Origin of the sequence: Leclercia adecarboxylata, from assembly GCF_035787115.1 — a bacterium.
In the GTDB taxonomy this organism is placed as follows: domain Bacteria; phylum Pseudomonadota; class Gammaproteobacteria; order Enterobacterales; family Enterobacteriaceae; genus Enterobacter; species Enterobacter adecarboxylatus_E.
On sequence record NZ_JALKTL010000002.1, the window covers coordinates 617,149 to 640,205 of the forward strand.

The window sequence follows — 23,057 nt, forward strand, 5'->3', positions numbered from 1 at the left end:
TTAGTGAGGGCCACACCCGCACCAGAAAAACACTTATGCGTTTTTCAGCACTTCACTCACAATCTCTACCGCTTCTTTTTCAATCTGCTGGCGATGTTCCGCGCCGAGGAAGCTTTCACAGTAGATCTTGTACGCATCTTCCGTACCGGATGGACGCGCCGCGAACCAGCCGTTCTCGGTCATCACCTTCAGACCGCCAATCGACGCACCATTGCCCGGTGCCGCCGTCAGACGCGCGGTGATTGGATCACCCGCCAGGGTGCTGGCACTGACCATTTCTGGTGACAGCTTAGATAGCGCCGCTTTCTGTGCGGAGGTCGCAGATGCCTGCAGACGGTTGTAGCTCGGGGCACCGAAACGGGCTGCCAGATCGTCGTAGTGCTCCTGCGGGTTCTTACCGGTGACGGCTGTGATCTCCGCCGCCAGCAGGCACATGATGATGCCGTCTTTATCGGTGGACCACGGCGTGCCGTTGAAGCGCAGGAAAGAGGCCCCGGCGCTCTCTTCGCCGCCAAAGCCGAAACTGCCGTCAAAGAGACCGTCAACAAACCACTTAAAGCCAACCGGCACTTCCACCAGCTTGCGGCCCAGATCGTTAACCACCCGGTCGATCATCGCGGAGGAGACCAGGGTTTTACCGACGGCAACCTCTGCGCCCCACTGCGGACGATGCTGGAACAGATAGTTGATCGCCACGGCCAGGTAATGGTTTGGATTCATCAGGCCCGCAGGGGTGACGATACCGTGACGGTCGTAATCCGGGTCGTTGGCAAAGGCGAGATCGAACTTGTCGCGCAGCGCCAGCAGACCGGCCATCGCGCACTCGGAGGAGCAGTCCATACGGATCGCGCCGTCTTTATCCAGGTGCATAAAGCGGAAGGTCTGGTCGACGTGATCGTTAACGATGGTCAGATCAAGCTTGTAGTGCTCCGCGATGCGTTTCCAGTATTCAATTCCGGAGCCGCCGAGCGGGTCGACGCCAAGCTTGAGGCCGGCTTTCTGGATCGCCGCCATGTCAACGATGTCCGCCAGCCCTTCAACGAACGGCTGCACCAGATCCTGCTCTTTGACGTGGCCGGAGGCCATCGCCTCATCCAGGGAGATACGCTTCACGCCTTTCAGGCCGTCGGCCAGCAGGGCATTGGCACGATCTTCCACCACTTTGGTGACGTTGGTGTCAGCCGGGCCGCCATTTGGTGGGTTGTATTTGATGCCGCCATCTTCCGGCGGATTGTGGGATGGCGTGATCACAATGCCGTCAGCCTGTGCTCCGCCCTTCTGGTTATGCACCAGAATCGCATTAGAGACGGCAGGAGTCGGCGTATAGCCGTTATTTTCCTGAATCACGACGTCCACACCGTTGGCCGCCAGCACTTCCAGTACGGAAATAAAAGCGGGTTCTGACAGGGCGTGAGTATCTTTACCGACATAGCATGGACCGGTAACGCCATTTTTGGCACGCTCTTCCGCGATGGCCTGTGCAATGGCCAGAATATGCGGCTCGTTAAAGCTATGCCGTACCGCACTACCGCGGTGCCCGGATGTACCAAACTTAACTGCGTGTTCTGCGTTACCCACTTCCGGCTTCAGCACGTAGTACTGCGCGGTAAGCTGGGCGACGTTAATCAAATCGCTCTGTTGTGCAGGTTGACCCGCACGATTGTGATTTGCCATTGCCTGGTCCTTCTGATGCAAGGGTTAAATAGTGCCGCAAACCTTATCAGTCAATTCCGCCGGGAACTGCATCGACTGCATGATATGTTCGATCATGCTGCGCTTGCGTCCGGTATTGGTATTGGTGATCACCCAGTACGGCGTACCAGGCAGGTGCTTGGGCTTAGTTTGATTGCCATTCTGTAACAGCGTTTGCTCGTCACCCGCGAAGTAAACACGCGTGCGACCATGCAGTGACTCCGTCGCATCGGCAAACGCGTTGTTATCCAGTGAATAGAGTGTAGTCAGCACCAGCATAAAGCGGTTAACTGCTTTCTTCTGCTCAGCGTATTCGTCAGAAAGCAGCAATTCGCGCATCGCACGCACTTTATCTTTTACAGGCGACAGCGGCTTTTCCTGCGCGACGGCAACGGGCTGACGCGTCTCTTTCAGGGCCGGAGCGGCAGACTGCGAGGCGGCGGCAATTTTGAGCATGCGCCGTAAAATGTCGGACGCGCTCTCACCGATATGCCGCGTCTGGCTGGCGATATACTGATAGAGCTCGTCATCAACTTCGATTGTTTTCATCTTAATCCAGTGCGATATCTTATCTGAATACAAGTCGTTGGGAGTATAAGGTCAAAACCCAACAGCGGATAGCGTCAAGCCAGGATGGCGGCAAAAGTCAGAATTAACTGTTTCCTTGCAGCCGGACGGCAGAATGGTCAACATAATACCCTAACCTGACATACGTAAAAAAAGAACTTTGCCATGAAATTGAATACCCGAGCGCAATCTGCACAATCGCCGCACAATAATTCTCCCATTGTCCTGGTGCATGGCCTGTTTGGTAGTCTGGATAACCTTGGCGTACTGGCACGGGATCTGGTAACCGACCACGCGCTGCTGCAGGTGGATATGCGCAACCACGGCCTGTCGCCGCGCTCGCCGCAGATGACCTACGCCGATATGGCGCAGGATCTGCTGGATACGCTGAATGCGCATAATATTGAAAAGGCGATCCTGATTGGCCACTCCATGGGCGGCAAAGCGGTGATGGCGCTGACGGCGCTTGCGCCGGAGCGTATTGCGGGTCTCGTCGTTATTGACGTGGCCCCAGTGGATTACGACGTGCGTCGCCATGATGAGATCTTCGCTGCAATCAACGCCGTAACGGATGCAGGGGTCAGCACCCGTCAGCAGGCCGCAGCGCTGATGCGTGAACATCTGGACGAAGAAGGCGTGGTGCAGTTTCTGCTGAAATCTTTCGTCGACGGCGAGTGGCGCTTTAACGTGCCGGTGCTGTGGGATGAGTATGACCAGATCGTCGGCTGGCAGCCGGTGCCGCCGTGGGCGCATCCGACGCTGTTTATTACCGGCGGCAACTCGCCGTATGTGACCGAAGCGTATCGTGATGCGCTGCTGGCGCAATTTCCAGAGGCGCGTGCACATGTGATTGCCGGTGCCGGACACTGGGTTCATGCAGAAAAGCCGGACGCGGTGCTGCGCGCTATCCGTCGTTACCTTGCTGACACTGAAAATTGATTAAAAAGAGAGCGACTGGTCGCTGGCAGGCCTCCAGTCGTTGGCGTGCCGTTTTCGGTGATGTATGATGGCGCGCTTATCGCCCGGGCATTAGCAGGGTGTCTTGTTTCCCCCGAAGTCTCAAAATCATGGCCAAAGAACACACGGACCGCACGACATTAGATCTGTTCGCGAATGAGCGTCGCCCGGGACGACCCAAAACCAATCCGCTCTCGCGTGATGAACAGCTGCGCATTAATAAGCGCAATCAGCTTAAACGCGATAAAAGCCGCGGGCTTAAACGCGTCGAGCTGAAACTGAATGCTGAAGCCGTCGATGCGCTGAATGCGCTGGCGAACGCCCGTGATATCAGCCGCAGTGAGCTTATTGAAGAGATGCTGATTGCGCAGCTCGAAAAATGGCACGGCAAACCGTAGTTCAGAAAACTCCCCTTCTTGTTGCTTTCATGTAGCACAGAGTGCAGTCCTGGGTGATAGCAGTTTCCGCAGGCTTCTCTGTTCTGCTATGATTGCCCTTATCCGTGGCTAAATTGCGCCACCATACCATTAAGTTTCAAGAGGTTATTTTACTCATGGCAATCATCGGCATTTTTTTCGGCAGCGACACGGGTAATACCGAAAATATCGCAAAAAACATTCAAAAACAGCTAGGTAAAGACGTTGCCGATGTGCATGACATTGCGAAAAGCAGCAAAGAAGATATCGAAGGTTACGATATTCTGCTGCTGGGCATCCCTACCTGGTACTACGGTGAAGCGCAGTGCGACTGGGACGACTTCTTCCCGTCGCTGGAAGAGATCGATTTTAATGGCAAGCTGGTTGCTCTGTTCGGCTGCGGCGATCAGGAAGACTACGCAGAGTACTTCTGCGATGCGCTTGGCACCATTCGCGACATCATTGAGCCGCGCGGCGCCGTCATCGTTGGTCACTGGCCAACCGCCGGTTATCATTTCGAAGCCTCTAAAGGCCTGGCCGATGATAACAACTTTGTGGGTCTCGCCATTGATGAGGATCGCCAGCCGGAACTGACCGCTGAGCGCGTAGATAAATGGGTTAAGCAGGTTCGCGAAGAGCTGCATCTCGACGACATCCTCAACGCCTGATGATGTCGCGGCGCAACGTTTAAGTTGCGCCGCATTGATAGGTATTATCAATCAAAATAATTGCTACAAATTTTTAACTTTTCCTGCCATACCTGTACAATGATCCAGGATTAAACGGGTCACCCTGTAACAAGTTTGTTGGCGGTACCACGTTTTTATAAGCATACTTTACTTGAGACTTGCAGTTTTCATTAGGTCATGGCAGTTCTATAATGAGACGCATTATCCCAGGTGCATTTTCTGTCACTTCTTCTTTAGAAGTGAATCGTTTAGCAACAGGACAGATTCCGCATGACTGACAACAACACCGCATTAAAGAAGGCCGGACTGAAAGTCACGCTTCCTCGGTTAAAAATCCTGGAAGTGCTTCAGGAGCCGGATAACCATCATGTCAGTGCGGAAGACTTATACAAGCGTCTGATCGACATGGGCGAAGAGATTGGTCTGGCTACCGTTTACCGTGTACTGAACCAGTTCGACGATGCAGGCATCGTTACGCGTCACAACTTCGAAGGCGGTAAATCCGTATTTGAACTGACACAGCAGCATCACCACGATCACCTGATTTGCCTGGACTGCGGCAAAGTGATCGAATTCAGCGACGACTCAATCGAATCCCGTCAGCGCGAAATTGCCGCGCGTCACGGTATTCGTCTGACTAACCACAGTCTGTACCTGTATGGCCACTGTGCCGAGGGCGACTGTCGCGAAGATGACCACGCGCACGACGCAAAATAATTTATCCGCCTACTCTGAGCCAACCTGACGGTTGGCTTTTTTTTTGCCTGTAATAAGACAAAAAAAGCCCGGAGGCGCCTCACCTGCATAAGCCTGCGCATTTGTAGGCTCGTGTAAGCGCGGCGCCACCGGGCGTGGCAAACAGCTGATTATTTTCCGTTATTGCTACGGATTTCCTGCCAGATTTTGTCGCAGTTTTTGGTTACGTCCTGATTGTTACCCGTTTTACGCGCCAGGATACAGGCCTGGTAATCCGCCACCCGGACGGTCTCCTGGGTCGCAAACTGTTCATGTGCCTTCTCCTGACGCAGCACGTCCAGTACGCTCTGGCAAGCTTCGATTTTCTCGGGCGAACCTTCAGCGGTGTTGATGCATGCGCTGTAGGCCTCTTTAAGACGGGTGTCTTCTTTCTGCGTCTGGGGTTGTGCGCAGGCGGTCAGCCCTGATGCCAGCAGCGTGACCAGTACGATTTTTTTCAGCATAGCGGTCTCCGGTCGGCGGGGCTCTCCCCCGCCGGGTTAGTCATCAGAAGATGGTGAACGGTGCGATAACCATAAACTTCACGTCACGCTCATCCTGGAAGATGTTGCCGTAACCCCCGCCGTAACTTGGAATGTCGGAGTGGTTGTCATACTGCGTGAAGTGCAGTTTGAACATCGTGCCCTTCGCGCGACCATCCTGCAGGGTGTAGCTCGCATCCAGGCTGTAGGCCGACTCTTTAATCTTGTTAGACGCGATATCTTCACGCTGGCCTGCGCCGTTGATCAGCCAGTCTGCAGGTTTTGCATCCCATGCGTAAACATAAGAAGCCCCTACGCTCCAGCCCGCCAGGTTCCAGTTGCTGAGGTCGTACATCGCACCGAAGAAGACCGCTTTTTCGCCGTTGGCGTTGAAGTCGGAGCGGTTATCCCACCACACGTCGAGACGACCGTTGGAGGAGGCGTAGGTTGGGGTCATACGCTGCAGGAAGTATCCCTGCTGGCCTTCCGCTTTTACATACGTACCTTCCAGGCGTAAATCGACCTGGCCGACTTTATAGCCCAGCGTCAGCGCCTGCAGCCATGCAGTGCCGTCGTAGATATCGTTTACGGTGCCGCTTTCGGCTTTATCACGCGTGCCATAGAACTGGTAGGTAGTGGAGAGGGGACCGCCCACGATATCGAACTTGTAGCTGGCTTTGGCAAAGTATTGATCGATGAAACCTTCAGCCTGACCAAAAGCCGCTTCCAGAATCAGGTTATTTTTAAAATCGTATTTCGCGCCAAAGGAGTGGAGATAATCGACCCGGGTCTTTCTGTCATTCTGATAGAACTTGTCCATCTCAAGGTGCCACGGCGCTTTGTACTCGTTGGTCCACATATAGGAGAAGCTCAACGCCCCGCTATCGCCGTAGTCAAAGTTCGCTCCGGCTTCCGCGCCCTGATAGGTACCCGGCATAAAGCTCCAGTGCGGCGCTAACAGCGTTTGGCCGGTTGGCTGCAGCCAGCCTCCACGCGCCCAGACCGGACCGTATTTGAATTTTGCCGCGGCTTTATACAGGCTGATCCCGCTCTTATCGCCGGACCAGTCCTCTTTATAGGCTTTATTGCTGGAGGAGAATGCAATTTCGTTCGGGTGGCCGCTGTCGCCGTTTTCCGCCATTTCGATGGCAGTAAACGCAGCCAAATCAAGGCCAAACATGTCGGCTGCATAGCCTGACTGGAAATCAAGGTTGGCATTCCAGGTGGAATGAGCCAGATTCGTTTTGTATTTGTCTGCCTCGACATCTTTGCGGTCACGCTCACGTTGCCAGTAATAGATACCACCCGTGAGCGTTGAATCGTCAATGAAACCTTCGGCCTGGGCTTTCGGAGAAACCATCCAGCCTGACATTGCTGTGACACCGGCAATAGCCAGCGCACTACGTTTGCCACTAAACGCACGCATAATTAATCCTCTTTGACGTATTTAAAAGCGCCTTAAACGGCGAAAAACAAAAAAGTAAAAAATGGAGGTAACCGGAAATACCCGCTTACATCTCCTGTCTGTAGACTATTTTTCGCGACGCGAATTATCAATGCTTTTCAGCGATCAAACGTCAAGATTATGACAAAGCGCACATATTTGATTGCTATTTGTAACAAAGTAAAGAGAGGAGAATATTTAATTAAAATAATGTGCGGAATTAGTTGGTTATTTTTAATAGCCACGCTTTAAAGCGTGAATGCGGACGCTATTCATGTGAATTTGCGTAAGGAAAGAGAAAGCGAATAGTTTTAAGAAATGGAATTAATTCGCATCGCGAACGCAAAATACTTAATAGCTTGATTGCTATGCAAAAAAAACGCCGCGATACGCGGCGTTTATCAGACGTAAATATCAGTTATTCACCGACTTTCGCCCAGGTATCACGCAGACCGACGGTACGGTTAAAGACCAGCTTATCCGCAGTGGCATAGCGGCTGTCGAGGCAGAAGTAGCCTTCGCGCTCAAACTGATAAGCGTTACCGGCAACGGCCGCTTTCAGAGATGGTTCAGCAAAGCCCTGCTTGACGACCAGCGACTCCGGGTTGATGACCTCAAGGAAGTCCTCCGCCGCGCCCGGGTTTGGCACGCTGAACAGACGATCGTAGAGGCGGATTTCAACCGGCAGCGCATGTGCCGCGCTTACCCAGTGGATCACGCCCTTCACCTTGCGACCATCGGCAGGATCTTTGCTCAGGGTTTCGGCATCGTAGCTGCAGAAGATAGTGGTGATGGTGCCTTCAGCGTCTTTTTCGACGCGCTCAGCTTTGATCACGTAGGCATTACGCAGACGCACTTCTTTACCCAGCACCAGACGTTTGTACTGCTTGTTAGCTTCTTCGCGGAAGTCGGCACGATCGATCCAGATTTCGGCGCTGAACGGCACGTCACGGCTGCCCATCTCCGGTTTGCTCGGATGGTTAGGCATGGTCACCAGCTCGCTTTCGCCCTGCGGGTAGTTTTCGATAACCAGCTTCACCGGATCGATAACGGCCATCGCGCGCGGCGCATTGTCGTTCAGATCTTCGCGAATACAGGATTCCAGGGACGCCATCTCAATGGTGTTGTCCTGCTTGGTTACGCCGATGCGTTTGCAGAATTCACGGATAGACGCGGCGGTATAGCCACGGCGACGCAGACCGGAGATGGTCGGCATACGCGGGTCATCCCAGCCTTCAACGTGCTTATCGGTAACCAGCAGGTTCAGCTTACGCTTGGACATGACGGTGTATTCCAGATTCAGACGAGAGAACTCGTACTGACGCGGATGCACCGGAATAGAGATGTTATCCAGCACCCAGTCGTACAGACGACGGTTGTCCTGGAACTCCAGCGTACATAAGGAGTGCGTAATACCTTCCAGCGCATCGCTGATGCAGTGGGTGAAGTCGTACATCGGGTAGATGCACCACTTGCTGCCGGTCTGATGGTGATCGGCGAACTTAATGCGGTACAGCACCGGGTCACGCATAACGATAAACGGCGACGCCATATCGATTTTGGCACGCAGGCAGGCTTTACCCTCTTCGAAGCCGCCGGCACGCATTTTTTCAAACAGCGCCAGGTTCTCGTCCACGCTGCGATCGCGGTACGGGCTGTTTTTGCCCGGCGCGGTCAGGGTGCCGCGGTATTCGCGGATTTCGTCGGCGGAAAGCTCGTCAACGTAGGCCAGCCCCTTGTTGATCAGCTCCACGGCGTAAGCATACAGCTGGTCAAAATAGTCAGAGGAGTAGCAGATGTCGCCAGACCAGTTGAAGCCCAACCATTGCACGTCGTTCTTGATGGACTCTACGTATTCGATATCTTCTTTCACCGGGTTGGTGTCATCAAAACGCAGGTTACATTGCCCCTGGTAGTCCTGCGCGATGCCGAAGTTCAGGCAGATCGATTTCGCGTGACCAATATGCAGGTAGCCGTTCGGCTCCGGCGGAAAACGGGTATGAACTGTGGTGTGCTTACCAGTGGCCAGATCTTCATCAATGATCTGACGAATAAAGTTGCTTGGGCGGGCTTCAGCCTCACTCATCGTGGATTCCTCAAAGCGTAAACGACGTATAACGGCATATGATCTTATAAGCCGGGCGTAGTGACAACCTTTAGTTACGCAAAAAAAGGTCTCAGAAGAGAATTATGAGGGTGATTGCTGCAAAAAAAAGCGGCGGGGATATTCCCCGCCGCTCAGGCATTAACGCTGACTCAGGAGCACTTATTTGCCTTTAATTTCATACAGCGGTGTCTGACCGGCAACAACCTGACCCTGCGCCTTAATCACCAGGCCGCTGAAGTCATCGATATTGCTGCAGACCACCGGGCTTACCATAGAGCGCGCATTGGCGTTCAGGAAGTCGAGATCCATCTCCAGAACCGGCTGACCAGCAACAACTTCGGCCCCCTCTTCCACCAGGCGCGTGAAGCCCTGGCCACCCAGCGCAACGGTATCGATACCCATGTGGACAACGATCTCTGCGCCTTTGTCTGTTTCCAGGCAGAACGCATGGTTGGTGTTAAAGATCTTGACGATAGTTCCGGCTGCCGGAGAAACCACGATTTTATCCGTTGGTTTCACCGCGACGCCATCACCTACGGCTTTGCTGGCGAAGGCTTCATCAGGCACCTGCTCAAGAGCAACCACTTCACCGGTGACTGGCGAAACCAGTGCTGCGATGGTAGTCGCGTTGGCTACGGCCTGCGGCTTCACTGCTGCAGGTGCGGCGGCTGGCGCTGGCGCTGCTTCGGCGGCGGCAACAGGACCGGTGGTTTTCATTGCATTCGCGATTTTCTCAGCCACGAAACCGACGATGATCTGCACGCTGGTTTTGTTCAGGCGGATAACGCCAGACGCACCCAGACGTTTCGCCATCGCTTCGTTAACCAGAGAAGAGTCTTTTACGTTCAGACGCAGACGGGTAATGCAGGCATCAATCCCGGTCAGGTTGTCGGAACCGCCCACTGCCGCGATGTACTGGCGTGCCAGACCGGAAACGTCTTCCGTCGCGGTGCCGCTCACGTTTACGTCCTGACCATCCGCTTCGCTACCGGCAACCGCCAGCTCACGACCCGGAGTCATCAGGTTGAATTTGGTGATGGTGAAGCGGAACACCACGTAGTAGATAGCGAAGAACACCAGGCCCTGCAGCGGCAGCATGTACCAGTGAACCGCCAGCGGGTTACGGGAAGAGAGCACCATATCCACCAGACCTGCACTGAAGCCGAAGCCAGCAATCCACTGCATGCTTGCTGCGATGAACACGGAGATGCCGGTCAGTACGGCGTGGATCACATACAGTACGGGCGCCACGAACATGAACGAGAATTCCAGCGGCTCGGTGATACCGGTGAAGAAGGCCGCGAATGCGCCCGCCATCATGATACCCAGCACCTTCGCTTTGTTCTCAGGACGCGCGCAGTGGTAGATAGCCAGCGCAGCACCCGGCAGACCAAACATCATAATCGGGAAGAAGCCCGCCTGGTAACGACCGGTGATACCGATAACCGCTTTACCTGCTTCGATGGACTGTGCGCCGCCGAGGAAGTTAGGAATATCGTTAATACCCGCAACGTCAAACCAGAATACGGAGTTCAGCGCATGGTGCAGACCGACCGGGATCAGCAGACGGTTGAAGAAGGCGTATACGCCCGCGCCGACAGAACCCAGTTTCTGAATATGTTCACCAAAGTTCACCAGACCGTCGAAAATTACCGGCCAGATGTACATCAGGATGAACGCCACAACGATCATCACGAAAGAGGTCAGAATCGGCACCAGACGACGGCCGCTGAAGAAGGAGAGCGCTTTAGGCAGCTCAACGCTACTGAAGCGGTTGTACAGTTCAGCGGAGATAATCCCCACCAGGATACCCACGAACTGGTTGCTGATTTTGCCGAACGCTGCCGGCACCTGGTCCGCGGGGATCTTCTGGATCATAGAAACCGCAGCCGGGGAGCAGAGCGTGGTGAGTACAAGGAAGCCCACGAAACCGGTCAGCGCCGCAGCGCCGTCTTTATCTTTGGACATACCATAAGCCACACCAATGGCAAACAGTACGGACATGTTGTCGATGATGGCAGAGCCGGATTTTATGAAGAACGCCGCTAATGCGTTGTCTCCGCCCCAGCCCACCGGGTCAATCCAGTAACCGACCCCCATCAGAATTGCTGCCGCTGGCAGCGTGGCGACCGGCACCATTAAGGCGCGGCCAACCTTTTGTAAGTAGCCTAAAATGCTCAATTTATTCCCCCTATGAGACCCCTTTAACGGTGTGTTCTCAGCTATGTTTTTATTGTGTCACTAACTTATAAATACGGTTGATGATTCACTGGCTTTCTGAGTGTGTGGAAAATTAATTCGTATCGCAAATTAAACGCGTACTTTTTGTGATTTTTGTCACCAAATATTGTTTATCCTCCTCCCCTGTACTGGCAAACAGTGAAAACTTATTTTATGATACGAAAAATCAAGACGGATTGCCCCCTCTCGGTGTGAACCAGGTTAGTCTTACATCATACCCCGACCCGCTATCCGCCAACTTTTACTAAAACTTCAGAGGTGAATAATGAGACTGATCCCCCTGGCAACTGCAGAACAAGTCGGCAAATGGGCTGCTCGCCATATCGTAAACCGTATTAACGCGTTCAAACCGACAGCCGATCGTCCTTTTGTACTCGGCCTGCCAACCGGCGGTACACCTCTTACCGCCTATAAAGCTCTGGTTGAGATGCATAAAGCGGGCCAGGTTAGCTTCGAACATGTTGTCACCTTTAACATGGATGAATATGTTGGCCTGCCGAAAGATCACCCGGAAAGCTACCATAGCTTCATGCACCGCAATTTCTTTGATCACATTGATATTAAACCAGGAAATATTAACCTGCTGGATGGCAACGCGCCGGATATTGACGCAGAGTGCCGCCATTATGAAGAAAAAATTCGCGCTTACGGTAAAATCCACCTGTTCATGGGTGGCGTGGGCAACGACGGTCATATCGCGTTTAACGAGCCCGCCTCTTCTCTGGCTTCGCGTACCCGCATCAAAACACTGACCCATGACACTCGTGTGGCAAACTCCCGTTTCTTTGATGGCGATGTTAATCAGGTGCCAAAATACGCCCTCACCGTTGGCGTGGGTACCCTGCTGGACGCGGAAGAGGTGATGATTCTGGTACTGGGCAGCGTGAAAGCGCAGGCGCTTCAGGCAGCAGTCGAAGGCAACGTCAACCATATGTGGACCATCAGCTGCCTGCAGCTGCATCCGAAAGCGGTTGTCGTGTGCGATGAACCATCTACGATGGAACTTAAAGTGAAGACGTTGAAATATTTCAACGAATTAGAAGCAGAAAACATTAAAGGTCTGTAATGTGACGCCGTCTCTGCCTGCAGAGACGGGATGCTATTTTTAAACCGGGGGTCGTTATGTACGCTTTAACCCAGGGTCGGATTTATACCGGCCATGAAATTCTGGATGACCATGCGATTGTTATCGCAAATGGCCTGATTGAACGTGTCTGCCCACTGGCCGAACTACCAGCGGAAATAGAACAGCGCTCGCTCAATGGCGCAACCCTCTCCCCCGGTTTTATCGACGTGCAGCTTAACGGCTGTGGCGGTGTACAGTTCAACGATACCGCAGAAGCCGTCACGGTTGAGACGCTGGAAATTATGCAGCGCGCCAACGAAAAATCGGGCTGCACCAGCTATCTGCCGACGCTTATCACCACCAGCGACGATCTGATGAAGCAAGGCGTTCGCGTGATGCGTGAATACCTGGCGCAATACCCGCATCAGGCCCTGGGCCTGCATCTGGAAGGTCCGTGGCTGAATATCGTTAAGAAAGGCACGCATAACCCGGGTTACGTTCGTAAACCGGATAACGAACTGGTTGATTTCCTGTGTGCCAATGCGGATGTGATCGCCAAAGTGACCCTGGCGCCTGAGATGGTCGATCCGGAGGTGATCCGCAAGCTGGCAGCTGCGGGCATTGTGGTCTCTGCCGGGCACTCTAACGCCACGCTAAAAGAGGCTAAAGTGGGCTTTCGCGCAGGTATCACTTTCGCGACGCATCTTTATAACGCCATGCCTTATATTACTGGCCGTGAGCCGGGTCTGGCCGGGGCGATCTTCGACGAGCCGGACGTTTACTGCGGCATTATTGTCGACGGTTTACACGTCGATTATGCCAACGTGCGTAACGCCAAACGTCTGAAAGGCGACAAGCTGTGCCTGGTCACCGACGCAACGGCGCCCGCGGGGGCAAATATTGAACAGTTCATTTTTGCTGGTAAAACAATATACTACCGGAATGGACTGTGTGTGGATGAGAACGGAACGTTAAGCGGTTCGGCGCTGACCATGATTGAAGGCGTGCGCAACCTGGTTGAACATTGCAGCATTGCTCTCGATGAAGCGCTGCGTATGGCAACCCTCTATCCGGCACGCGCGATTGGGGTAGACAAACAGCTGGGCAGTATTGCCCCGGGAATGGTCGCTAATCTCACCGCATTCACACACGATTATAAAATCATCAAGACCATCGTTAATGGTAACGAGGTCGTCACAGAGTAAGCAAAAGTATGACACCTGGCGGACAAGCTCAAATTGGCAACGTTGATCTGGTAAAGCAGCTAAACAGTGCGGCGGTATATCGACTGATCGACCAGCACGGACCCATCTCACGGATTCAGATTGCAGAACAGAGCCAGCTTGCCCCCGCCAGCGTAACGAAAATTACCCGTCAGCTTATTGAGCGCGGGCTGATTAAAGAAGTGGATCAGCAGGCCTCCACCGGGGGCCGTCGCGCTATCTCTATTGTTACCGAAACTCGCAATTTCCACGCGATTGGCGTGCGCCTTGGACGCCATGACGCCACCCTGACGCTGTACGACCTGAGCAGCAAAACCATTGCTGAAGAGCACTATGCGCTGCCGGAACGCACGCAAGAGACCCTCGAGCATGCGTTGCTCAACGCCATCGCGCTGTTTATCGAATCCTGCCAGCGCAAAATCCGCGAACTGATCGCCATCTCGGTGATCCTGCCAGGGCTTGTTGATCCCGAAAGCGGTGTGATCCGCTATATGCCACATATTCAGGTCGAGAACTGGGCGCTGATCGACGCGCTGGAAAAGCGCTTCGCCGTCACCTGCTTTGTCGGTCACGATATTCGCAGCCTGGCGCTGGCTGAGCACTACTTTGGTGCAAGCCAGGATTGCGAAGACTCAATTCTGGTGCGCGTCCACCGGGGTACGGGCGCCGGGATTATTTCCAACGGCCGCATTTTTATCGGCCGTAACGGTAACGTGGGCGAGATTGGTCACATTCAGGTTGACCCGCTGGGTGAGCGCTGCCACTGCGGCAACTTTGGCTGTCTGGAAACCGTTGCCGCCAACGCCGCTATTGAGCAGCGCGTCCGCCATCTGCTGGAACAGGGTTATCAGAGTCGCGTCACGCTCGATGACTGTAAAATCAGTGCCATCTGCCGGGCCGCCAATAAGGGCGACGCGTTAGCCAGCGAAGTGATTGAACAGGTTGGCCGTCATCTTGGCAAAACCATCGCCATCGCCATCAACCTGTTTAACCCACAAAAAGTGGTGATCGCCGGTGAAATTACCGAGGCCGAAAAGGTGCTACTGCCCGCCATCGAAGGGTGCATCAATACGCAGGCGCTGAAGGCGTTTCGCCAGAATCTGCCTGTCGTTCGCTCCGCGCTGAACGACCGTTCCGCAATCGGTGCCTTTGCGCTGGTAAAACGCGCCATGCTTAACGGTATCCTGTTGCAGCGTTTGCTGGAAAGCTGACAGCGTTTTATAGTGGCGCCTTCTTTTTTTGATGTCGGGAAGTCCATGACTATTAAGAATGTTATTTGTGATATCGACGGCGTGCTGATGCACGACAACGTTGCCGTGCCGGGCGCAGCGGAGTTTCTTAACGGCATCATGGAAAAAGGTATGCCGCTGGTTCTGCTCACCAACTTCCCGTCCCAGACCGGACAGGATCTGGCGAACCGCTTTGCCACCGCGGGTGTGGACGTGCCGGAGAGCGTGTTCTACACCTCGGCAATGGCCACCGCAGATTTTCTGAAGCGTCAGGAAGGCAAAAAAGCCTATGTGGTAGGTGAAGGCGCGCTGATTCATGAGCTATACAAAGCAGGCTTTACCATCACCGACGTGAATCCCGACTTCGTTATCGTGGGCGAAACGCGCTCCTATAACTGGGAGATGATGCACAAGGCAGCCTTCTTTGTGGCTAACGGCGCGCGCTTTATCGCCACCAACCCGGATACCCATGGCCGCGGCTTTTACCCGGCATGCGGCGCGCTCTGCGCCGGTATCGAGAAGATGACCGGCCGCCAGCCGTTTTACGTCGGTAAGCCCAGCCCGTGGATCATTCGCGCGGCGCTGAACACAATGCAGGCCCACTCGGAAGATACGGTGATTGTGGGTGACAACCTGCGCACCGATATTCTGGCGGGCTTCCAGGCCGGACTGGAAACCATCCTTGTGCTGTCGGGGGTGTCCACGCTGGATGATATCGATTCGATGCCGTTCCGGCCGAGCTGGATTTACCCCTCGGTCGCGGAAATCGATGTTATCTAACCCGAAACCACGTCCCCGGACGTGGTTGTTTCATTTCATTACTGCAAAAACAAAGCTTCATCTAACAAAAAGCGCCAGTTACTGAATAATCATCAAAAGATAAGTTCAATGCGTGCGCTTTTTTCAACATTCATCAACAGGCATTGCACTTTTTTCTTTTTACCCGGCAAAACGCTTGCCGCCTTTCCCCTTTTGCGGCATTTTCATAAGCAAGCAACATCACACTGCAACAGGGTTAATGGAGAAGGTTATGTGTTCAATTTTCGGCGTACTGGATATCAAAACTGACGCAGGCGAACTGCGCAAAAAGGCACTGGAACTGTCCCGTCTGATGCGCCATCGCGGCCCGGACTGGTCCGGTGTTTACGCCAGCGATAAAGCCATTCTGGCGCATGAGCGTCTGTCGATTGTGGATGTCAATGCCGGTGCCCAGCCGTTGTATAACGAGAAAAAAACCCATGCTCTGGCGGTCAACGGTGAAATCTACAACCACCAGGCGCTGCGCGCGGAGTACGGCGATCGTTATGCCTTCCAGACCGGTTCTGACTGCGAAGTGATCCTGGCCCTGTACCAGGAGAAAGGCCCCGAATTCCTCGACGATCTGCAGGGAATGTTCGCCTTCGCCCTCTATGATAGCGAAAAAGATGCATATCTGATTGGCCGCGACCACATCGGGATTATCCCCCTGTATATGGGTCATGATGAGCACGGCAACTTCTATGTTGCCTCTGAAATGAAAGCCCTGGTGCCAGTTTGCCGCACCATTAAAGAGTTCCCGGCAGGCAGCTATCTGTGGAGCCAGGATGGCGAAATTCGCCAGTACTATCAGCGCGACTGGTTCGAGTACGATGCCGTAAAAGACAACGTCACCGATAAAAACGAACTGCGCCAGGCGCTGGAAGAGTCAGTAAAAAGCCACCTCATGTCTGACGTGCCGTATGGCGTGCTGCTTTCAGGCGGTCTGGACTCGTCCGTTATCTCGGCGATCACCAAAAAATACGCTGCACGGCGCGTGGAAGATCAGGAGCGTTCCGAAGCCTGGTGGCCGCAGCTGCACTCCTTCGCCGTCGGCCTGGAAGGTTCACCGGACCTGAAAGCCGCGCAGGAAGTGGCAAACCACCTCGGCACGGTGCACCATGAAATTCACTTTACCGTGCAGGAAGGGCTGGATGCGATCCGCGACGTTATCTACCACATTGAAACCTATGACGTGACCACCATTCGCGCCTCCACGCCGATGTATCTGATGTCGCGTAAAATCAAAGCGATGGGCATCAAAATGGTGCTCTCGGGCGAAGGTTCTGATGAAGTCTTTGGCGGTTATCTGTACTTTCACAAAGCGCCGGATGCCAAAGAGCTGCACGAAGAGACCGTCCGTAAGCTGCAGGCGTTGCACATGTTTGACTGCGCCCGTGCCAACAAAGCGATGTCTGCCTGGGGTGTGGAAGCGCGTGTACCTTTCCTGGATAAAAAATTCCTCGATGTGGCAATGCGTATCAATCCGCAGGACAAAATGTGCGGCAACGGCAAGATGGAAAAACACGTTCTGCGCGAATGTTTCGAATCTTATTTGCCGGCAAGCGTGGCATGGCGGCAGAAAGAGCAGTTCTCTGATGGCGTAGGTTATAGCTGGATCGACACCCTGAAAGAGGTGGCCGCTAAGCAGATTTCCGATCAGCAACTGGAAACAGCCAGCTTCCGCTTCCCGTACAATACGCCGGGTTCGAAAGAAGCCTATCTGTACCGTGAGATCTTCGAAGAGCTGTTCCCGCTGCCAAGCGCAGCAGAGTGTGTGCCTGGCGGTCCTTCCGTCGCCTGCTCCTCTGCAAAAGCCATTGAGTGGGATGAAGCTTTCAAAACCATGAACGATCCGTCAGGTCGTGCCGTGGGCGTGCATCAGTCCGCCTATAAGTAATCCGGCAGATCGCCATGAGGCCCCTCGGGGCCTCTTTTTTTGCCCCGTGTTTCGCTGGACAAAAACGATTAATAACCAATAATTGCCGAATAATCGGCCATGCTGTTCGCAACCTAACCAAACAGTCACATTCCCGACATTTTCGATGAAAAAGGTGTTGACGCTGCAAGGGTCTATACGCATAATGCGCCCCGCAACGCCGATAAGGTAACGCGAAAAAAAGATGGCTACGTAGCTCAGTTGGTTAGAGCACATCACTCATAATGATGGGGTCACAGGTTCGAATCCCGTCGTAGCCACCATCTTTTTTGCGGGAGTGGCGAAATTGGTAGACGCACCAGATTTAGGTTCTGGCGCCGCAAGGTGTGCGAGTTCAAGTCTCGCCTCCCGCACCATTCCCAGGTAAGCGTTGCACGGATGGGGTATCGCCAAGCGGTAAGGCACCGGTTTTTGATACCGGCATTCCCTGGTTCGAATCCAGGTACCCCAGCCATATTTCTTCGATTTTGCGGTTCTCCGCGGTTATTGGGGTATCGCCAAGCGGTAAGGCACCGGTTTTTGATACCGGCATTCCCTGGTTCGAATCCAGGTACCCCAGCCATCGAAGAAAGCAGTCTGGCTACGTAGCTCAGTTGGTTAGAGCACATCACTCATAATGATGGGGTCACAGGTTCGAATCCCGTCGTAGCCACCATATTAAGATTATCGACATTGTCGGTAAGCAAAAAATTGTTGGGGTATCGCCAAGCGGTAAGGCACCGGATTCTGATTCCGGCATTCCGAGGTTCGAATCCTCGTACCCCAGCCACTTTAAAAGTCGTTAAACACTGCGTTTAACGCAATTGGGGTGTCGCCAAGCGGTAAGGCTCTGGTTTCTGATACCAGCATTCCGGGGTTCGAATCCCTGCACCCCAGCCACATTAAAAAAGCTCGCTTCGGCGAGCTTTTTGCTTTTCTGCATTCCTGCCAGTAGATGCCGGGTGGCGACTTTGCCTTACCCGGCATGAAGATCCTTCAGAGCCCTAAAGCGTACTTTAGCGCCTGACGCTTCAGCCCGCCCGCGCGCTGTGCCGCCATCAGCCCGATATTACGCAATATACGCACCGGTCCGAGATCGTTGCTGAATCCGGCATAAAACAGATCCATACCTGACTGCATAACAAAGTTATCGGCCATCCGCCGCGTCTGATAACGCTTTAACACCTGATGACTGGCCCAGGCTTCGCCCTGACTGCGGGCGTTGCTTAATACGTCCAGCAGCGCCTCTACGTCGCGATAGCCGAGGTTGACCCCCTGCCCCGCCAGCGGATGGATGGTATGCGCCGCATCCCCGACCAGCGCCAGCCCTTCACGGGCATACTTCAGCGCATGACGGCGCGTCAGCGGGAACGCCCCTGCGGCAACCGGCGTGACCTTACCCAGGCGGGCCGGGAAATGGTGAGCAATTTCGCGCTGCAGCTGTTCCATTGAAAGCCCCTGCAGCTGACGGATCCTCGCCGGAGTGTCATACCACACCAGGGATGCCCAGCGATCGAACAGCGGTAAAAAGGCGTGCGGACCGTTCGGGGTAAAGTGCTGCCAGGTGCTGTCACCCGGATCGTTCTCGCAGGCAACGGTGATGAGCATGCAGGATTGTTGATACTGCCAGGCGTGAATACCGATCCCGGCCAGCTCACGCACCCGGGAGTTCGCGCCGTCGGCGCCAATCAGCAGCTTCACCGCCAGTTGCTCACCGTTATCCAGCTCGATCAGATGCTGGTCATTGTGGCGGTGCAGCGCCTTCACCGACGCGGGGACGCGCAGTGTGACCTGCGGATGCGCCTCAAGCGCCTGCCAGAGCGCCTGTTGCAGAACCGTATTTTCAACCATGTAGCCCAGCAGCGGGAGCTTCAGCTCCGTGGCGTCAAACACCACATGAGCATTCTCCCACTCCCAGGTCTCCAGGCGGCGATACGGGTGGGCGCGCATCGCCAGCACCGCGTCCCATACGCCCAGCCCGCGGAGTAAATCAACCGACGCGGCGCTGATCGCAGAGATGCGCACGTCCGGCTGCTGTGACGCGTCAAAAGCCACCGGCTCCGCCTGTTCGATAACCGTTACGTCGAATCCGTGTTGCGCCAGCCCCAGCGCCAGCGCCCCGCCGACCATACCGCCGCCGACTACGGCGATCCCGGCTTGTTGGATAGTCATGGTCATTTGTCCTTATTTGATAATTTTCTAAGTTTACCGGATTTTTTTGGCCTTGAGGCTGACAACCTTCATACTGGTCACAACCGCACCAAAGCATTACAATACGCGCCCTGCAATCCTGAGCATGAGCAAGTCGATGACAAAAAAACTCCATATTAAAACCTGGGGCTGTCAGATGAATGAATACGATTCATCCAAGATGGCCGATCTGCTGGATGCCACCCATGGGTATCAACTCACCGACGTGGCGGAAGAGGCAGATGTGCTGCTGCTGAATACCTGCTCAATCCGTGAGAAGGCGCAGGAAAAAGTGTTTCACCAGTTAGGTCGCTGGAAGCTCCTCAAGCAGAAAAACCCGGATATCATCATCGGCGTCGGCGGCTGTGTTGCCTCGCAAGAAGGCAAGCTGATTCGTCAGCGCGCCCGCTACGTCGATATTATTTTTGGCCCGCAGACCCTGCATCGTCTGCCGGAAATGATCAACGCCGTACGCGGAAGCGGAAACCGCAAAGCGATTATCGACGTCAGCTTCCCGGAGATCGAAAAATTTGACCGTCTGCCGGAACCGCGCGCAGATGGCCCGACCGCTTTCGTCTCTATCATGGAAGGCTGCAATAAATATTGTACTTACTGCGTGGTGCCTTACACCCGCGGTGAGGAAGTGAGCCGTCCTTGCGACGACATCCTGTTTGAGATCGCCCAACTGGCGGCTCAGGGCGTGCGTGAAGTTAACCTGCTCGGGCAGAACGTTAACGCCTGGCGCGGTGAGAACTATGACGGTAGTACCGGCTCTTTTGCTGAACTGCTGCGTCTGGTCGCGGCGATTGACGGTATCGACCGCATTCGCTTCACCACCAGCCACCCGATAGAGTTCACCGACGACATTATTGATGTTTACCGCGATACGCCAGAGCTGGTGAGTTTCCTGCATCTGCCGATCCAGTGCGGTTCTGACCGCGTACTGAACCTGATGGGCCGTACCCATACCGCGCTGGAATATAAAGCGATCATCCGCAAGCTGCGTGAAGCGCGCCCGGATATTCAGATCAGCTCTGATTTTATCGTTGGCTTCCCGGGTGAAACGGACGATGATTTTGAACGCACCATGAAGGTTATTGGTGATGTGAACTTCGACGTGAGTTACAGCTTCATCTTCTCGGCGCGTCCTGGGACGCCTGCCGCCGATATGGTCGACGATGTACCGGAAGAGGTGAAAAAGCAGCGTCTGTATATTCTGCAGGACCGCATCAACCAGCAGGCTAACGCCTGGAGCCGCCGTATGCTCGGTACCGTACAGCGTGTGCTGGTAGAAGGCACTTCACGTAAGAGCATCATGCAGCTCTCTGGCCGCACAGAGAACAACCGCGTGGTGAACTTTGAAGGTACGCCTGACCTGGTAGGCAAGTTCGTCGATATTGAGATCCTCGAAGTGCTGACCAACTCCCTGCGTGGAAAACTGGTGCGCACCGAAGATGAAATGGGCCTTCGCGTCGCCGAATCACCAGAATCGGTGATTGCCCGTACCCGTAAAGAGAACGAACTCGGCGTTAACGTTTATCAGCCGTGATCCTTCGGGCCTGCCGTTTCTGGCAGGCCTTGTATTTCCCCCCGCTCTCCCCCATATCCTTCGCAATGCTTGCGCCTTTAAACTATGGCGTGAATAATTTCATAAGACAGACCCCTGCCCTATGACACCCGAGACAGTAAGAGGAACGGTTTGAATATAGATACGCGTGAAATTACCCTTGAGCCAGCAGACAACGCTCGCCTGCTGAGCCTGTGCGGGCCGTTTGATGACAACATCAAACATCTGGAGCGACGTCTGGGTATCGAGATTAATCGTCGCGATAACCAGTTCAAACTCACCGGACGCGCAATTTGCGTCAATGCTGCTGCGGATATCCTCCGTAGTTTGTACGTTGATACCGCGCCGATGCGTGGTGAAATTCAGGATATTGAGCCGGAGCAGATCCATCTGGCGATCAAAGAATCGCGCGTGCTGGAGCAGAGCGCGGAGAGCGTGCCGGAATTCGGCAAAGCTATCCATATCCAGACCAAGCGTGGCGTCATTAAGCCGCGCACGCCCAACCAGGCGCAGTACATCGCCAATATCCTTGATCATGACATCACCTTCGGCGTCGGCCCGGCAGGTACCGGTAAAACCTACCTTGCGGTGGCTGCTGCCGTAGATGCTCTTGAGCGCCAGGAGATCCGCCGCATTCTGCTCACCCGTCCTGCCGTTGAAGCGGGCGAGAAGCTGGGCTTCCTGCCTGGCGATCTGAGCCAGAAGGTCGATCCTTATCTGCGCCCGCTGTACGATGCGCTGTTTGAGATGCTCGGCTTTGAGAAGGTCGAAAAACTGATTGAACGTAACGTCATTGAAGTGGCTCCGCTGGCCTATATGCGTGGTCGCACGTTGAACGATGCGTTCATCATTCTGGATGAGAGCCAGAACACCACCATCGAACAGATGAAAATGTTCCTGACCCGTATCGGCTTCAACTCCAAGGCGGTGATCACCGGTGACATCACTCAGGTCGACCTGCCACGCAGCACCAAGTCGGGTCTGCGTCACGCTATTGAAGTCCTGTCCGAAGTGGACGAAATCAGCTTTAACTTCTTCCACAGTGAAGACGTGGTGCGCCACCCGGTGGTTGCCCGCATCGTCACGGCCTATGAAGCATGGGAAGCAGCAGATCAAAAACGTAAAGCAGAACAGGCCGCGGAACGTAAACGCGAAGCCCAGGAGCAAGAGCATAAATGAGTCAGGTGATCCTTGATTTACAACTGGCATGTGAAGACGCTTCCGGCCTGCCGGAAGAGAGCCAGTTTCAGGCGTGGCTGAATGCCGTCATCCCCCAGTTTCAGGAGGAGTCAGAAGTCACGATTCGCCTGGTGGATGAAGCGGAGAGCCACGAGCTGAACCTGACCTATCGCGGGAAAGATAAACCGACTAACGTCCTCTCTTTCCCGTTTGAAGCGCCGCCGGGCATTGAGCTGCCGCTGCTGGGTGATTTAATCATTTGTCGGCAGGTGGTGGAGCAGGAAGCACAGGAGCAGCAAAAGCCGCTCGAGGCACACTGGGCGCATATGGTAGTGCACGGCAGCCTGCATCTGCTGGGCTACGACCATATAGAAGATGACGAAGCGGAAGAGATGGAATCCCTTGAGACAGAGATAATGCTTGCTCTGGGCTATGAGGATCCGTACATTGCCGAGAAAGAGTAGTCTGTAGGGCGCGTTTGCGCCTTACTGGCATAATGTGCCGTTGCGTATGACAAAAGTCCGCGACGGTAGTCAACAGACCAACATGAGAACCCTTAA

General features: G+C 54.3%; 19 protein-coding genes and 7 tRNA genes. 19 read left to right on the forward strand and 7 right to left on the reverse strand.

Annotated elements, in window-relative coordinates; all coding sequences use genetic code 11:
- Window positions 1-33 precede the first annotated feature (33 nt).
- Both pgm and seqA read right to left on the reverse strand, forming a co-directional pair.
- Complete coding sequence (pgm, locus tag MXM41_RS10390; protein WP_250588534.1) at window positions 34-1,674, reverse strand: phosphoglucomutase (alpha-D-glucose-1,6-bisphosphate-dependent); 1,641 nt, start codon at window positions 1,672-1,674, stop codon at window positions 34-36.
- 24 nt (window positions 1,675-1,698) lie between these two features.
- The gene (gene seqA, locus MXM41_RS10395) at window positions 1,699-2,241 is read right to left on the reverse strand and encodes a replication initiation negative regulator SeqA (protein ID WP_325931779.1); all 543 of its coding nucleotides are present in this window, start codon (window positions 2,239-2,241) and stop codon (window positions 1,699-1,701) included.
- A 183-nt stretch (window positions 2,242-2,424) separates the two neighbouring features.
- Between seqA and ybfF the strand changes: the two genes are divergently transcribed.
- The 4 genes from ybfF (at window position 2,425) to fur (ending at window position 5,038) form a co-directional block, all read left to right on the forward strand.
- Complete coding sequence (gene ybfF, locus MXM41_RS10400; protein ID WP_325931781.1) at window positions 2,425-3,198, forward strand: esterase; 774 nt, start codon at window positions 2,425-2,427, stop codon at window positions 3,196-3,198.
- A 128-nt stretch (window positions 3,199-3,326) separates the two neighbouring features.
- A complete protein-coding gene (gene ybfE, locus MXM41_RS10405; RefSeq protein ID WP_325931783.1) occupies window positions 3,327-3,614 on the forward strand; it encodes a LexA regulated protein in 288 nt (95 codons plus the stop codon).
- 155 nt (window positions 3,615-3,769) lie between these two features.
- Complete coding sequence (fldA, locus tag MXM41_RS10410; protein WP_039029310.1) at window positions 3,770-4,300, forward strand: flavodoxin FldA; 531 nt, start codon at window positions 3,770-3,772, stop codon at window positions 4,298-4,300.
- A 291-nt stretch (window positions 4,301-4,591) separates the two neighbouring features.
- The gene (gene fur, locus MXM41_RS10415; protein WP_165729719.1) at window positions 4,592-5,038 is read left to right on the forward strand and encodes a ferric iron uptake transcriptional regulator; all 447 of its coding nucleotides are present in this window, start codon (window positions 4,592-4,594) and stop codon (window positions 5,036-5,038) included.
- Between the two features lie 149 nt (window positions 5,039-5,187).
- On the opposite strand, the gene chiQ is transcribed toward fur, so the two are convergent.
- The 4 genes from chiQ to nagE all read right to left on the reverse strand — a co-directional run bounded on the left by chiQ (window position 5,188) and on the right by nagE (window position 11,270).
- Window positions 5,188-5,517 (reverse strand): ChiQ/YbfN family lipoprotein, encoded by a 330-nt coding sequence (gene chiQ, locus MXM41_RS10420; RefSeq protein ID WP_418936780.1) that lies wholly within the window; start codon window positions 5,515-5,517, stop codon window positions 5,188-5,190.
- 46 nt (window positions 5,518-5,563) lie between these two features.
- On the reverse strand, window positions 5,564-6,964 hold the full coding sequence (chiP, locus tag MXM41_RS10425; RefSeq protein ID WP_325931794.1) for a chitoporin ChiP: 1,401 nt from the start codon (window positions 6,962-6,964) through the stop codon (window positions 5,564-5,566).
- Window positions 6,965-7,400: 436 nt separating this feature from the next.
- Entirely contained in the window at window positions 7,401-9,068 is a 1,668-nt protein-coding gene (gene glnS, locus MXM41_RS10430) for a glutamine--tRNA ligase (RefSeq protein ID WP_325931796.1), read from the reverse strand.
- Between the two features lie 180 nt (window positions 9,069-9,248).
- A complete protein-coding gene (gene nagE, locus MXM41_RS10435; RefSeq protein ID WP_325931798.1) occupies window positions 9,249-11,270 on the reverse strand; it encodes an N-acetylglucosamine-specific PTS transporter subunit IIBC in 2,022 nt (673 codons plus the stop codon).
- A gap of 325 nt (window positions 11,271-11,595) precedes the next feature.
- Here nagE and nagB point away from each other — a divergent pair, with 325 nt between their 5' ends.
- The 12 genes from nagB (at window position 11,596) to MXM41_RS10495 (ending at window position 18,461) form a co-directional block, all read left to right on the forward strand.
- A complete protein-coding gene (nagB, locus tag MXM41_RS10440) occupies window positions 11,596-12,396 on the forward strand; it encodes a glucosamine-6-phosphate deaminase (protein ID WP_039031342.1) in 801 nt (266 codons plus the stop codon).
- 56 nt (window positions 12,397-12,452) lie between these two features.
- On the forward strand, window positions 12,453-13,601 hold the full coding sequence (gene nagA, locus MXM41_RS10445; RefSeq protein WP_325931804.1) for an N-acetylglucosamine-6-phosphate deacetylase: 1,149 nt from the start codon (window positions 12,453-12,455) through the stop codon (window positions 13,599-13,601).
- 8 nt (window positions 13,602-13,609) lie between these two features.
- On the forward strand, window positions 13,610-14,830 hold the full coding sequence (gene nagC / locus MXM41_RS10450) for a DNA-binding transcriptional regulator NagC (protein ID WP_325931806.1): 1,221 nt from the start codon (window positions 13,610-13,612) through the stop codon (window positions 14,828-14,830).
- A gap of 45 nt (window positions 14,831-14,875) precedes the next feature.
- On the forward strand, window positions 14,876-15,628 hold the full coding sequence (gene nagD / locus MXM41_RS10455; protein WP_325931808.1) for a ribonucleotide monophosphatase NagD: 753 nt from the start codon (window positions 14,876-14,878) through the stop codon (window positions 15,626-15,628).
- A gap of 250 nt (window positions 15,629-15,878) precedes the next feature.
- On the forward strand, window positions 15,879-17,543 hold the full coding sequence (gene asnB, locus MXM41_RS10460) for an asparagine synthase B (RefSeq protein WP_325931810.1): 1,665 nt from the start codon (window positions 15,879-15,881) through the stop codon (window positions 17,541-17,543).
- Window positions 17,544-17,768: 225 nt separating this feature from the next.
- Window positions 17,769-17,845: transfer RNA gene (locus MXM41_RS10465), tRNA-Met, on the forward strand.
- Window positions 17,846-17,853: 8 nt separating this feature from the next.
- Window positions 17,854-17,938, forward strand: a tRNA-Leu gene (locus tag MXM41_RS10470).
- Between the two features lie 23 nt (window positions 17,939-17,961).
- Window positions 17,962-18,036 (forward strand) — tRNA-Gln (locus MXM41_RS10475).
- 33 nt (window positions 18,037-18,069) lie between these two features.
- Window positions 18,070-18,144 (forward strand) — tRNA-Gln (locus MXM41_RS10480).
- A gap of 16 nt (window positions 18,145-18,160) precedes the next feature.
- A tRNA-Met gene (locus MXM41_RS10485) sits at window positions 18,161-18,237 on the forward strand.
- 39 nt (window positions 18,238-18,276) lie between these two features.
- Window positions 18,277-18,351, forward strand: a tRNA-Gln gene (locus MXM41_RS10490).
- Window positions 18,352-18,386: 35 nt separating this feature from the next.
- Window positions 18,387-18,461: transfer RNA gene (locus MXM41_RS10495), tRNA-Gln, on the forward strand.
- A gap of 96 nt (window positions 18,462-18,557) precedes the next feature.
- Here the strand turns inward: MXM41_RS10495 and ubiF are convergent.
- Complete coding sequence (gene ubiF / locus MXM41_RS10500) at window positions 18,558-19,733, reverse strand: 3-demethoxyubiquinol 3-hydroxylase (RefSeq protein ID WP_325931812.1); 1,176 nt, start codon at window positions 19,731-19,733, stop codon at window positions 18,558-18,560.
- A 136-nt stretch (window positions 19,734-19,869) separates the two neighbouring features.
- On the opposite strand from ubiF, the gene miaB reads away from it, so the two are divergent.
- The 3 genes from miaB (at window position 19,870) to ybeY (ending at window position 22,961) form a co-directional block, all read left to right on the forward strand.
- Complete coding sequence (miaB, locus tag MXM41_RS10505) at window positions 19,870-21,300, forward strand: tRNA (N6-isopentenyl adenosine(37)-C2)-methylthiotransferase MiaB (RefSeq protein WP_325931814.1); 1,431 nt, start codon at window positions 19,870-19,872, stop codon at window positions 21,298-21,300.
- A 150-nt stretch (window positions 21,301-21,450) separates the two neighbouring features.
- Window positions 21,451-22,497: a PhoH family protein gene (locus tag MXM41_RS10510; RefSeq protein WP_325931816.1), complete on the forward strand. Its 1,047-nt coding sequence runs from the start codon at window positions 21,451-21,453 to the stop codon at window positions 22,495-22,497.
- Window positions 22,494-22,961, forward strand: coding sequence for an rRNA maturation RNase YbeY (gene ybeY, locus MXM41_RS10515; protein WP_325931818.1), 468 nt, complete (start codon window positions 22,494-22,496; stop codon window positions 22,959-22,961). The genes MXM41_RS10510 and ybeY overlap by 4 nt, the downstream gene beginning before the upstream one ends.
- The last annotated feature ends 96 nt before the right edge of the window (window positions 22,962-23,057 follow it).

Bases quoted from the DNA above. Each gene is read 5' to 3' on its own strand.
- pgm (WP_250588534.1), bottom strand. From the start codon at position 1,674: ATGGCAAATCACAATCGTGCGGGTCAACCTGCACAACAGAGCGATTTG.
- seqA (WP_325931779.1), bottom strand. From the start codon at position 2,241: ATGAAAACAATCGAAGTTGATGACGAGCTCTATCAGTATATCGCCAGC.
- ybfF (WP_325931781.1), top strand. From the start codon at position 2,425: ATGAAATTGAATACCCGAGCGCAATCTGCACAATCGCCGCACAATAAT.
- ybfE (WP_325931783.1), top strand. From the start codon at position 3,327: ATGGCCAAAGAACACACGGACCGCACGACATTAGATCTGTTCGCGAAT.
- fldA (WP_039029310.1), top strand. From the start codon at position 3,770: ATGGCAATCATCGGCATTTTTTTCGGCAGCGACACGGGTAATACCGAA.
- fur (WP_165729719.1), top strand. From the start codon at position 4,592: ATGACTGACAACAACACCGCATTAAAGAAGGCCGGACTGAAAGTCACG.
- chiP (WP_325931794.1), bottom strand. From the start codon at position 6,964: ATGCGTGCGTTTAGTGGCAAACGTAGTGCGCTGGCTATTGCCGGTGTC.
- glnS (WP_325931796.1), bottom strand. From the start codon at position 9,068: ATGAGTGAGGCTGAAGCCCGCCCAAGCAACTTTATTCGTCAGATCATT.
- nagB (WP_039031342.1), top strand. From the start codon at position 11,596: ATGAGACTGATCCCCCTGGCAACTGCAGAACAAGTCGGCAAATGGGCT.
- nagA (WP_325931804.1), top strand. From the start codon at position 12,453: ATGTACGCTTTAACCCAGGGTCGGATTTATACCGGCCATGAAATTCTG.
- nagC (WP_325931806.1), top strand. From the start codon at position 13,610: ATGACACCTGGCGGACAAGCTCAAATTGGCAACGTTGATCTGGTAAAG.
- nagD (WP_325931808.1), top strand. From the start codon at position 14,876: ATGACTATTAAGAATGTTATTTGTGATATCGACGGCGTGCTGATGCAC.
- asnB (WP_325931810.1), top strand. From the start codon at position 15,879: ATGTGTTCAATTTTCGGCGTACTGGATATCAAAACTGACGCAGGCGAA.
- ubiF (WP_325931812.1), bottom strand. From the start codon at position 19,733: ATGACTATCCAACAAGCCGGGATCGCCGTAGTCGGCGGCGGTATGGTC.
- miaB (WP_325931814.1), top strand. From the start codon at position 19,870: ATGACAAAAAAACTCCATATTAAAACCTGGGGCTGTCAGATGAATGAA.
- ybeY (WP_325931818.1), top strand. From the start codon at position 22,494: ATGAGTCAGGTGATCCTTGATTTACAACTGGCATGTGAAGACGCTTCC.